Here is a 12279-nt window from a genome sequence, read left to right as displayed (position 1 = left end):
TCGTCGTGTTAAGTACAGATTAGAGTGAGTTAGAAAATTAATCCAATATCCTCAAAGAATCTTCACTATTTATTTAAAAAATATGTAGATCAAAGTCGTATCCGAAAATTTATATTACAAAACAAATATTTGATTTTTATTAAATAAATTTTATTTTACAATTCAAATAACCGATTAAAAAACACACCATTTGCTTTTTTTATATTCATTATACTTAAGTCGGGTACGGCTTTTTCCGTACAAAATCAAGGCAATATCCGGCTTATTTTTAGCCTGGTAGACCCAACCTGACAGTGAATAGAAGAAGACCATGCTTGTGTTGAGTCGCTCAACTCAAGCATTTCTGCAGGTGGATGCGATGAGGTTTGGATCAACCCGACACGCGCTGATTTAAGCCGCTTAAACCCCGCGCGAATTGGGCCGAAAAACCCGGTAAATATGCAGGAATTGATCCGATCAGGGAACAGGCTTTTTCGGTAATTGTTCTACCCAAGCCTTCAGGCTTATGGCATAATCCAAATAATTTCTTGGGTTTATTTTCGGTATTTTTTTTATGAATCTGGAGCGGGTCGATCTCAACCTACTAATTTACCTGGACGTATTACTTCGCGAAAAAAATGTCACTCGAGCAGCTGAACAATTGGGCGTTACCCAACCCGCCATGAGTAACATTTTACGTCGTCTACGTAACTTATTTAATGATCCCCTGCTCATCCGTTCATCTGAAGGGATGACCCCGACCGAACGCGCACTTGAATTACAACCGCGTATTCGTGATGCCCTGTCCGATTTATCCATGATTCTGGAACCCCGTACCGAGTTCCGCCCGTATACCTCTAATCGCGTATTCCGGATTATGACTTCAGACTATGCCGAAGCCACTCTGGTGCCGCGTCTGGTCAAAGCCTTGCGTTCTGAAGCGCCAAATGTGGTGCTCGACTTTCTGACCCCAAGTGATGTCTCCTATCGTGACATGGAACAAGGCAAGGTAGACCTAGCCATCAACCGCTTTAATGAAATTCCGCAAAGTTTCCACCAGGTACTGGTCTGGCGTGACAGTTTTTCCTGTCTACTCAATCAGAAACACCCGGCGGCCGGCAACCTGAACCTAAAAAGCTATTTAGATGCACAGCATATCTGGGTCTCTAAAACCGGTATGGGCGTTGGCTTTGGCGTTAATCCTGAAAAACAGGCCGGATTAGGCTGGATTGATCAGGCACTGGAGCGGATTGGTCAAAAACGCAAGATTTCGGTATTTACCCGTCATTATCAGATGCCGGCACTCTTGGCATCCAATGTGGATCTGGTGGCCACCTTACCGACCCGAATTGCCCGTTTACAGGCCAAAAGCCAGAATCTGCTGATTAAAGACCCGCCGTTTTATATTCCGGAATTTGAATTGAAGATGGCCTGGTGTCCGTTACTGCATCATCATCCGGCGCATCGCTGGTTACGTCAGCTAATTCTGTATGTAGCCCGTCAAATGATTGAAGAAGAAAACCGTGAGTTTTTAATGAATAACTCACAATTTTCTCAATTTTGACAAAAAACGCTCATAAATCTCTCTTTTTAAAGCTTATACTAAGATGAACATGAGTAGTGCCCGGTGCACTACTCGATGTTTTTGACGTTAAAAATATTCAGAATAAAAATCCGCAGGTGGATTCGTGAGCCTCTTCCAGAACATTGTTATTATTTTCATACTGATTGCAGGAGCAGGTTTTTTATCACTGACCGAGATCGCCCTGGCCGGTGCGCGTAAGGTCAAATTAAAAATTCTGGCTGAAGCCGGAGATGAACGTGCGCAAAAAGTGCTGGATTTACAGGAAAACTCGGCAGACTTTTTTGCCGCCTCGCAAATTGGCTTGAATGCGATTGCCATTTTAGGCGGTATTTTAGGTGAAGGTGCTTTTCGCCCGTATTTCTACGATTTTGTCACCCGCTTCTATACCGGATCGTGGGCCGAAACCCTCAGCTTCGCGCTGTCTTTTACCTTAGTCACCTCTTTATTTATTCTGTTCGCCGACCTGATGCCGAAACGCCTGGCCATGATTGCACCAGAGAAAATTTCTATTTCCGTGATCAATCCAGTACAGGTATTTATTACCGTCTGCAAACCGCTGGCCTGGTTTATTAATGCCATCGCCAATATGCTGTTCCGGCTGTTTAAGGTCAATACCATCCGCGATGACAATATTACCTTTGATGATATTTCCGCAGTGATGGATGCCGGCGCCCAAGCGGGTGTGTTGCAAAAACAGGAACATCACTTTATTGAAAACGTGTTTGAACTGGAAGAACGTAATGTCCCATCCAGCATGACCACGCGTGAAAATGTGGTGTACTTTACCCTAAATGAAGCCGAAGACAGCATTCGCCAGAAACTGGCCGAATTTCCCTATTCCAAATTTCTGGTCTGTAATGAAAATATTGATCAGGTGATTGGCTATGTTGATGCCAAAGATATTCTGGTGCGGATTCTGAATAACCAGAAAATTAACCAGCTGAATGAATCAACCATTCGTAATGTACTCACCATCCCCGATACCCTGACTCTGTCTGAAGTGCTGGACCGCTTCCGCTCGACCAAAGAAAAATTTGCGGTGGTGATTAATGAATATGCACTGGTGGTCGGCGTCATTACCCTGTCCGATATTATGATTACCGTAATGGGCGACTGGGTAACCCCTATTGAAGAAGAACAGCAGATTATTAAACGTGATAATAATTCATGGCTGATTGATGGCAGTACTCCAATTGAAGACATGAAACATGCGCTTGAAATTGAAGAGATGCCCGATGAAGAAAACTATGAAACTCTGGCCGGTTTTATGATGTATCAACTGCGCAAGATTCCGCGTCCAGCCGATACCGTGTTATATGGCGGTTATAAATTTGAAGTGGTCGATGTCGATCATTTTAAAATTGACCAGCTGTTGGTGACACGTTTACTGGAAAATAACCAACCGCCGGAACAGGAATAATCTATCTTTCTCTAATCAAGAGCGATAAAAAAACCTTCTAGACTCTAGAAGGTTTTTTTCATGCAGCAATTCACTTAAAACTGACGCAGCAATTCATCCAGCACCGCCTGATAGTGAATGGCAATGTCATCTTCCAGAATTTTATAGGCGCTGTCGAACTGTACCATTGGCCAGCCTTCTTTCCAGAACGGGAAAATATTGTGCAGGTCATGGGTCACAATCGCATCTTCACGGACAATAGCTTGTGCAATTTGTGCCAGTACCTGGGCGGTTTCTGCGCCATCAATGGCCAGATAATCAATCTGACGGGCTTTTAAAATACGAATCCGGTCTTTTTTATAGCGGATTTTTTTGGCTTGGGCTTCATTTAGGCTCAATGCCAGCGTCACCGCTTCAACAAATTTTTCTTCAAAAGATTGATGCAATGCCACCAAGGCCTGTTTATGCGCTTCCTGACGTCCCACTTTTCCACCTTTGCGGATAATCTCTTTGGCTTCGCTATTGAGCACATCATTCTTCATACTCTGAAGGATGTCTATAATTTCAATATCGCTTAAAGATTCAGGAGACTGGTCAATCATGAAATAGCCTTGGGCAAAAAGTAAAAGACTATTTTCGCATAATTTCGCTTAAAGCTCGACAGATTCCGTAGCAATTATGACAGGAATAAGGGGGCCAATTTTAATGGTCATCAAAACTCAAATGTACACCCACAACACGAATTAATGCAGATAATGGCTAAGGCTCTGCTCCAGCTCGGTTTGTAAATGCAGCGGCGCTACAATTTTGACATAGGGAATCCAGTAGCGCACCAGCGGATAAAGCTGAATATGATGGCGAATCTGGCAGGAAATCAGCAGGCTGCCACACGGCTTTTCTTCCAGGATCTGCTGCTTTGGAAACAGCCGGCGCTGTTTAAAATACAGCGCGGCATCTGCCGCAACCGATAAATGTACTTCCTGCTGTTCATGACCAAACCAGATACCTTCTTCATCTTCCAGCTGTTGCAGAATAGCCGGATCATGCTCAAACGGGTCCAGTTCATAGCTGAGTTCAATCTGCTCAATCAGGCTCAGGCGATACACTTTTAAGGTATCCGAATGCACCGCAGCCAGATACCAGTTACCATGATGATGAATCAGGCGATAAGGCTGCACCCGACGGGACTTGTTTTTATAGACAAAGCCAATGTACTGACGCTGCTGAATGGCTTGGGTCAGGGGTTTAAAATGTTCGGCATATTGGCTACTGTCTTCATAATCATAACCTTTGGCGGAAAACACCAGATTGGCACGATGATCCATCAGCTCACGTAGGAACGAAATATCCAGCGAGGGATAAAGATCGCTAATGCCCGACAACTGGGCAAAGTTCTGGATATCCTGAAGTTTAAACCGTCCCAAATAGGAAGCATCAAGATAGTATTTTTTGCTGCTTTTGTCCTGCAATAAAGGTAGATAGGCATTCAGCCGATCAAAGTCACGTTCAATGGTGCGGGTGCTGACTTTAAATTCCTGGGCCAGTTCCGGAATACTCAGCTGATGCCCTACATTGAGTTTGGTTAAAATACTGACCAGCCGTTCAGCCAGTCGTTCATGTGTTGAAGTAACACACTTCATGATACCCTCATGGTGCTGTTTTAAGGCACTGTTTTTTCTATCAATTAAACAACCGTAAATTAAAATTTATTAAATAAAAATCATATAAATAATTAGACCAAAACTTTAAATACATTTACGTTAAAAGTAAATCAAAATACGTATCACAAGGCTGCATTCAGCTTAGACTTAAGGCTTATTCTGATCTAGGCGATCAACATAACGCTCTAAATGCAGCATGGCACTATACACCCGGTGGATATCTGCCAGACCTATTTTTTGACGGATAATGGCCCGATGAATGCGCCTTAAAGCACGTATATTCTGGGTGGTGGTATATGCTGTAGATGAAATTCTCATGATTCTGCCCTCTGTCTCTTCATTGAAATATCCAGTTTATTTTTATGATGTATGTTTTGGATGTGGGCTAATGTACAACACAGTTTCGACAGGTTGTGTCAAATACATCACATATATTTTAATTTTTAGTAAAACTTGTATAGTTTAAGTAATAAACATCAATGTACTAACTTGAGATGAGCATAAAAAAGACCGGCTATAGCCGGTCTTTTTTTAGATGCCGAATTAAATAATTTCTACCACAACCTTGCCAATATGATCACCGGTATCCATGGCCGCATGCGCTTCCTGGATCTGATCAAATTTAAAGATTTTAAAAATCATCGGCAGACATTCACCTTTGCTCAATAATGGCCACACTGTGTCTTGCAAGCCTTGGGCAATTTCAGCTTTTTCTGCAGTATTACGCGCACGCATGGTCGAACCGGTAATGGTCAGGCGCTTCATCATAATCGGGCCAAGTTTCACATCTTTGGCTTTGGCACCGCCCAAGAACGCGATATAAACCAGACGACCATCACGGCGTAACAGGTTCAGGTTACGTTCCAGATAAGGTGCACCAACGATATCTAAAATAACATCGACGCCGCCGTTGTCGGTCTGTTCATTAATCACCTGCTCAAAATCTTGCGTCTTGTAGTTAATGGCGGTGGTCAGGTGTGAAATAGCTGCAACTTTTTCATCTGAACCCACAGTGGCAAAGGTTTTCATGCCCAGCGCATTACATAACATCAGCGCTGTGGTACCAATACCGCTGCTGCCTCCATGTACCAGTACTGTTTCGCCAGCCTTGGCTTGTCCCATCTGGAACACATTGGCCCATACGGTAAAGAAGGTTTCTGGAATAGCCGCAGCTTGTACAAAACTCAAGCCTTCAGGAATGGTCAGGGTCTGGCTTTCCGGAACCACGCAGTATTCTGCATAGCCACCGCCATTGGTCAGGCCACAAACTTTATCGCCGACTTTAAATTTGCTGACCTCTTCGCCTACCGCTACCACTTCACCTGCCACTTCCAGCCCCGGCACAGGCGTCACCCCTTTCGGCATTGGATAAAGGCCTTGGCGCTGCAAGATATCCGGGCGGTTTAAACCAAAGGCATGAACCTTAACCAGCACATCATTGGCTGCCGGTGTCGGAATAGCCACACTTTCATAGGCCAGTTTTTCCGGGCCGCCTGGTTCTGTAATAATGACCTGCTGCATCGTCGCTTGTGACATGGATTTTCCTTAATTATTCAGTGCAAGTTTTCTGTGCTCTATTTGAACATAGATAAATGACGGAATGAAGCCAAGCCGGACTTATGTATAATGAGATGTATATTTCGCAGATTGATAACTCAGGTGAGCCATGACCCAAGTCATCGACTATAACGAAAATAATTACAGTGAATTTGAATGGTTTGATGGCTTTGCCGTGATCCGCTTTTATGCAGACTGGTGTGCACCCTGCGTACAGAATTTTCCGGTGTTTGCCGAACTGGCCGGCTATTATGCCCACCATCAGCCAGAGATTAAATTTGGCAAGATCAATGTCGATCAATCTCCTATTCTCACCCTGCGTTATCATGTCTATGGATTACCTTCGACCCTGATTTTCAAGCAGGGACAGATCATCCACAGAATTGCAGGGGTCAAAAGTCTGACAGAGATGAAATCTATTCTAGCGCAGCTTTTGGATGATTCTTCTCAGCCTGTAGATTTAAGAGAATAAATGCTATTTTCTATTTCACTGAAGTTTAGATTGCCCACCTTAAAATTTAGTGGGTTAAAACCACGTCTGATCGCCCTTGAGCATACGCTCACCCCTCTCCTCCGGATAGTAAAGTGGTGAATAGTCATCCGCCCGATGATCAGCACTATGCTTAGCGCAGCGACTGCTATTTTTTGCACTATGATAAGCAGATTGAAAATTCTCCTGATCACTCTCGATGGATTTTTCAATTATTCGTCATTTAATCGTAACCACACTTTGATTGCTCTGCCTGAACTCTACTGGCACAGCCAAACATAAGCGCAATATAAATAAAATCTTGTGTATCTTCCCGCTCTACACCAGATTGTATAGAGTAAGAATATTCGCGTAGATCATTAAGTTTGAAATAGACACAGCAGTCCCACCAAGAATCTAAAAGCCATAAAAAAACCCACCTTGCGGTAGGTTTTCTTTAACCAGCCCAGTCTTATAGACGAACCAGCTCCACAATTTTCTCAGCCAGTTCTTCAACGGCTTCGGTGCCATAGCTTACGTCAGTGCCTTCAGCAACATCGGTGACCACCACAACACCAGTTTCACGAAGTAATGCCACTTGAGCAGCATTCAGACCCGCTTTTACAATTGCAACTACACCTTGCTGAATCAACAGACTTTCCAGCGCTTGTGCATTTTCCAGTGCTTGTGCTGTTACAGTCACCGCAGCAGGTTTTTGACCTAAACGGGCAGCACGGTCTTCCGCAGTCACAGGTTCATCATGCGCAGTCCATTCTACCGCTGCTTCCACCATGCCCGCACCAACGGTCACGTTGCTTAAACGGTCAATGAAAATAAACGAGCCGGTATAACGGCTGTCCTGATAACGGTCAAATACCACTGGCGCATCAAACTCGATCTGAACATCAGCAATCGCGTTCAGTTCCAGCTGCTCTACCTGAGTTTTTTCCAGCGTATTCACGTTTACACGATAGTTAATTTCAGCAATTTTGGCTGGAACAGTTTGCGTACCGAGCTTAATGTTGTACAGCTTGCCTTTGACCAGTGGCTGATCATTCATCCACACCACAGTTGCGCGTGCAGAACGTGAAATTTCCAGTTGATCGCCCGCTTTGACCAGCAGGTTACCGCGTGAAATATCAATTTCATCATTCAGGGTAAGGGTAACCGCCTGACCGGCAAAAGCACGTTCCAAATTGCCATCAAAAGTTACAATGTCTTTGACGGTAGAACGTTTGCCTGATGGCAACGCGACAATTTCATCACCCACACGGATGTCGCCCGAAGCAATGGTGCCAGCAAAACCACGGAAGTCGAGGTTTGGACGGTTGACATATTGCACCGGGAAGCGGAATTCGTTTTTACCTGAAGTCCGGCTAATTTCCACGTTTTCCAGCGTTTCCATCAAAGTTTCGCCGCTGTACCACGGAGTATTGGCCGACTTGTTCACCACGTTATCGCCATTCAGGGCAGAAATTGGCGTGAAAATGATATTGGCCGGTTTACGGTCAGCAAGCTGGTTCACGAACTCGTTATATTGCGCCTGAATTTCATTAAAGCGCGCTTCAGAGAATTCCACCAGGTCCATTTTGTTGATGGCAACAATAATGTTCTTAATACCCAGCAGGCTGGCAATAAAGGTATGACGACGGGTTTGGGTCTGCACGCCATAACGTGCATCAATTAAAATAATCGCCAGATCCGCAGTTGATGCACCAGTGGCCATGTTACGGGTATATTGCTCATGTCCCGGGGTATCGGCAATGATGAACTTACGCTTTTCAGTCGAGAAATAGCGATACGCCACATCAATGGTAATACCCTGCTCACGTTCTGCCTGCAGGCCATCGACCAGTAAAGCCAGGTCAGGTGCATCCCCTGTCGTCCCGACTTTTTTCGAGTCACGGGTTACCGCTTGCAACTGATCTTCATAAATCAGTTTTGAATCATAAAGCAGACGACCAATTAAGGTCGATTTACCATCATCGACGTTACCGCAAGTCAGGAAACGCAATAAGTCTTTATTTTCGTGCTGTTTTAAATAGGCCAAAATATCTTGGCTAATGAGTTCTGATTGATGAGACATTTCTCAAACTCCACAAATTCTTTAGAAACCGGTTTAATCTCCCTGTATCTCCCTTTTACCAAGAGGGAATTTCCTCTCTTGTCTAAAGAGAGGCTGGGAGAAATTAGAAGTAGCCCTCTTGCTTCTTCTTCTCCATCGAGCCGGCTTCATCATGGTCAATCATACGACCCTGACGTTCCGAGCTGGTGGCCAGCAACATTTCCTGAATAATTTCAGGCAAGGTATCTGCGCCTGACTCAACTGCACCGGTCAGCGGGTAACAGCCAAGCGTACGGAAACGTACCGATTTCATTTGTGGTACTTCGCCTTCATGTAAACGCATACGCTCATCATCAACCATAATGAGTGTACCACTACGTTCTACCACTGGACGTTCAGCAGCAAAGTACAATGGAACAATTGGAATCTGCTCGAGATAAATGTATTGCCAGATGTCCAGCTCGGTCCAGTTCGACAATGGGAACACACGAATGCTTTCGCCCTTGTTGACCTTACCGTTATAAAGGTTCCACAGTTCTGGACGCTGGTTTTTCGGGTCCCAACGGTGTTTGGAATCACGGAAAGAATAGACACGTTCTTTGGCACGTGATTTTTCTTCGTCACGGCGCGCACCACCAAATGCAGCATCAAAACCGTATTTGTCCAGCGCCTGTTTCAGCCCCTGGGTTTTCATGATGTCGGTGTATTTTGAGCTACCATGATCAAATGGATTGATTCCGGCGTCACGGCCTTCCTGGTTCTGATGCACAATCAGATCAAAACCATGTTTCTTGGCCATGTTGTCGCGGAATTCAATCATATCTTTGAATTTCCAGCCTGTATCGACATGTAACAGAGGGAATGGAAGTTTTGCAGGATAGAAGGCTTTCAAGGCAAGATGCAGCATTACCGCAGAATCTTTACCAATCGAGTACAGCATAACCGGGTTTTCAAACTCGGCAGCAACTTCACGGATGATATGAATACTCTCAGCTTCAAGCTGTTTCAGATGAGTAAGTCTTTCCTCATTTAATGACATGGACAACACCAGCTTAAATCAACGTGTACTTATTACACTTTATAAAATTTATATTCATTATAGAGATTTAGTTATCTGTACTATTGCTTGTTTTATTATATTAATATGCAAAAACGTCATATACAGGATTACTGATATTGCTATCAAAGTTTACTCATACCCTGCACAGCATCGCTTATTTTTAGCCTGATCACTATTTTCCAGTCGCCGTTTTTATGCTCACTTCTATCTATTGAGTTATTGTTAAAAGCTCTAATAGATCGCTTCATTTTCCAAGTAAAACACCTAAAATAAAACAAATTTTAATTTTTTCTGATTGCTCCCATGCCTTATAGTCATTACGATTTAGCCACCTTAAAAGCCCAGCTGGAACAGGCGCAGCTTGCCGGCTTTCTGTATCAGCATCAGCAGCACATGCTGGTGTTGCAAGAAGCGTTTGATGAAGATGGTTCTGCACTAAATACCTTTGTCCAGCACGAGTTCAGTGCCGATCAGATCGGGCTGCAATTTGGTCTACGACTTTCGGACCATAATATCGAGTTTTTGATTGGTCTGACCCACAGTAATCAGGATCGCGGTTATGAAATTGGTGCCGGCAATTTAAAAGGTGACCAGAAAGCCTTTAACCTGATGTATGCCTTTTATAATTATCCAAAGGCCTTTTATCTGGTCAGCATGCCACTGGCCTCCACCTCAAGCCAGCTGGAACAGGCCATTGAACAGCAACTGTTCCAGCGCCCGGAACTGGCCTTCCTCGACACCGCAGTCAAAACCAATCCAATGGGTGAACAGGTGCAGTGGATGAAATCCTTTATTGTGCAGCAAAGCCTGAACATGAAAGTGCGTATTCAGACCAGTTTAATCTAAGCGATTCGTCCGATCTATGCTTTACGTATAGCTTGATGATACTCAAACAAAAAAATAACCCGCGAGATTCGCGGGTTATTTGATGTAGCAGATTTTAGTTCTTGTGACGCATATGCGGGAACAAAATCACATCACGGATACTTGGTGCATTGGCAAATAACATCACCAGACGGTCAATCCCGATCCCTTCACCTGCTGTAGGTGGCAAGCCATATTCCAGTGCTTCAACGAAGTCTGCATCATAGTGCATCGCTTCATCATCACCAGCATCTTTCTCAGCTACCTGTGCCTGGAAACGCTCTGCCTGATCAATTGGATCATTTAACTCTGAGAAGCCGTTTGCCAGCTCACGACCACCAATGAAGAATTCAAAACGGTCAGTGATGTGCGGGTTCTCATCATTACGGCGAGCCAGCGGTGAGGTTTCTGCTGGGTATTCAGTAATGAAGGTTGGCTGACGCAGTTGAGTTTCAACCGTTTCTTCAAACACGATGGTTTGCAGCTTGCCTAAACCAAATCCTGGTTTTACCTGCTCTTTCAATTCGTTTTGTACGAAGTTGGCCAGAAATTCACGGTCATTAACGTTTTCAGGGGTGAATTGCGGGTTGTGCTCAAGAATCGCATCAAACATCGAGATTTTCTTGAACGGACCTTTGAAGCTATACACTTCATCGCCATACGGCACATCGGTCGAACCCAAGATGTCGATGGCCAGTTTCTCCAGCATCTGCTCGGTCAGTTCCATCAAATCTTTGTAGTCTGCATAGGCCTGATAGAATTCAATCATGGTGAATTCCGGGTTATGACGGGTCGATACACCTTCGTTACGGAAGTTACGGTTAATTTCGAACACGCGTTCAAATCCGCCCACCACCAGACGTTTTAAATAAAGTTCTGGCGCAATACGCAGGAACAATGGCATATCCAGTGCATTATGATGGGTTTCAAATGGACGCGCCGATGCACCACCTGGAATCACGTGCATCATTGGGGTTTCAACTTCCATGAAACGTTTTTCAGTTAAAAACGCACGGATGCCCGATACCACTTTGGCACGAATTTCAAAAGTCTTACGGGTTTCTTCGTTTACAATCAGGTCCAGATAACGCTTACGATACTTCACTTCAGTATCGGTCAGGCCATGGAACTTGTCTGGTAATGGACGTAGCGATTTAGTCAGCAATTCAAAGTGCTCGATATGCACATATAAATCGCCTTTGCCTGAACGGCCGATATAACCTTTAACAGCAATAATATCGCCCAGGTCCAAACCTTTAATGGTTTCCAAGGTTTCAGGGCTAAGTTCTTTACGGGCCACATACAGCTGGATACGACCGGTCATGTCCTGAATTACGATAAATGAACCACGGTTGAGCATGACACGACCAGCCACCGACACATACACCTTGTCGCCGCCTTCAATTTCTTCTTTAGATTTGTCGGCAAACTGTTCTTGTAAATCTTGCGCGTAATGTTCACGCTTGAAGGTGTTTGGCCATGGACTGCTGTTGCTTTCCTGAGCCTTTTCTTGGATTTGCTTTAACTTGGCATGACGCTGTGCAATTAAATCGTTTTCGGAAATAGTGGGTTCAGAAGTCGACTGAGCGTTTGGTTGCGTCATCTCTGCCTCGAAAATTACTAAAAAATGAAGTGCAATA

The 12279-nt window shown here is 44.3% G+C and carries 11 protein-coding genes; 4 read left to right on the top strand and 7 right to left on the bottom strand.

Annotation, left to right across the window (positions count from 1 at the left end):
- Positions 1-553: 553 nt before the first annotated feature.
- Positions 554-1543, top strand: a complete 990-nt coding sequence (locus FTU69_RS01090; RefSeq protein WP_005179328.1) for a LysR family transcriptional regulator — start codon at positions 554-556, stop codon at positions 1541-1543.
- A gap of 124 nt (positions 1544-1667) precedes the next feature.
- Positions 1668-2984: a hemolysin family protein gene (locus FTU69_RS01085; RefSeq protein ID WP_104487336.1), complete on the top strand. Its 1317-nt coding sequence runs from the start codon at positions 1668-1670 to the stop codon at positions 2982-2984.
- Between the two features lie 74 nt (positions 2985-3058).
- Here FTU69_RS01085 and FTU69_RS01080 read toward each other — a convergent pair whose 3' ends face one another.
- From FTU69_RS01080 to FTU69_RS01065, 4 genes are all read right to left on the bottom strand, one after another.
- Positions 3059-3565, bottom strand: a complete 507-nt coding sequence (locus FTU69_RS01080) for a hypothetical protein (protein WP_016659280.1) — start codon at positions 3563-3565, stop codon at positions 3059-3061.
- Between the two features lie 141 nt (positions 3566-3706).
- Positions 3707-4603: a YafY family protein gene (locus FTU69_RS01075; RefSeq protein ID WP_104487334.1), complete on the bottom strand. Its 897-nt coding sequence runs from the start codon at positions 4601-4603 to the stop codon at positions 3707-3709.
- Between the two features lie 168 nt (positions 4604-4771).
- Positions 4772-4942, bottom strand: a complete 171-nt coding sequence (locus FTU69_RS01070; protein ID WP_005179332.1) for a hypothetical protein — start codon at positions 4940-4942, stop codon at positions 4772-4774.
- A 225-nt stretch (positions 4943-5167) separates the two neighbouring features.
- Entirely contained in the window at positions 5168-6160 is a 993-nt protein-coding gene (locus FTU69_RS01065) for an NAD(P)H-quinone oxidoreductase (RefSeq protein ID WP_104487333.1), read from the bottom strand.
- Positions 6161-6290: 130 nt separating this feature from the next.
- Here FTU69_RS01065 and FTU69_RS01060 point away from each other — a divergent pair, with 130 nt between their 5' ends.
- Positions 6291-6653 (top strand): co-chaperone YbbN, encoded by a 363-nt coding sequence (locus FTU69_RS01060; RefSeq protein ID WP_104487331.1) that lies wholly within the window; start codon positions 6291-6293, stop codon positions 6651-6653.
- A 469-nt stretch (positions 6654-7122) separates the two neighbouring features.
- Here FTU69_RS01060 and cysN read toward each other — a convergent pair whose 3' ends face one another.
- Positions 7123-8736 (bottom strand): sulfate adenylyltransferase subunit CysN, encoded by a 1614-nt coding sequence (cysN, locus tag FTU69_RS01055; RefSeq protein ID WP_180103360.1) that lies wholly within the window; start codon positions 8734-8736, stop codon positions 7123-7125.
- A 103-nt stretch (positions 8737-8839) separates the two neighbouring features.
- Complete coding sequence (gene cysD, locus FTU69_RS01050) at positions 8840-9754, bottom strand: sulfate adenylyltransferase subunit CysD (RefSeq protein WP_005179347.1); 915 nt, start codon at positions 9752-9754, stop codon at positions 8840-8842.
- A gap of 324 nt (positions 9755-10078) precedes the next feature.
- Here cysD and FTU69_RS01045 point away from each other — a divergent pair, with 324 nt between their 5' ends.
- Complete coding sequence (locus FTU69_RS01045; protein ID WP_016659284.1) at positions 10079-10621, top strand: hypothetical protein; 543 nt, start codon at positions 10079-10081, stop codon at positions 10619-10621.
- A 94-nt stretch (positions 10622-10715) separates the two neighbouring features.
- Here FTU69_RS01045 and lysS read toward each other — a convergent pair whose 3' ends face one another.
- Positions 10716-12242 carry a lysine--tRNA ligase gene (gene lysS / locus FTU69_RS01040; protein ID WP_005179355.1) on the bottom strand — a complete coding sequence of 509 codons (1527 nt, stop codon included), beginning with the start codon at positions 12240-12242 and terminating at the stop codon, positions 10716-10718.
- Between the last annotated feature and the right edge of the window lie 37 nt (positions 12243-12279).

The sequence above is a fragment of the Acinetobacter sp. YH12134 genome (genome assembly GCF_013418555.1).
Classification (GTDB): Bacteria; Pseudomonadota; Gammaproteobacteria; order Pseudomonadales; family Moraxellaceae; genus Acinetobacter; species Acinetobacter indicus.
This window is presented reverse-complemented; position numbering and strand designations above follow the sequence as displayed.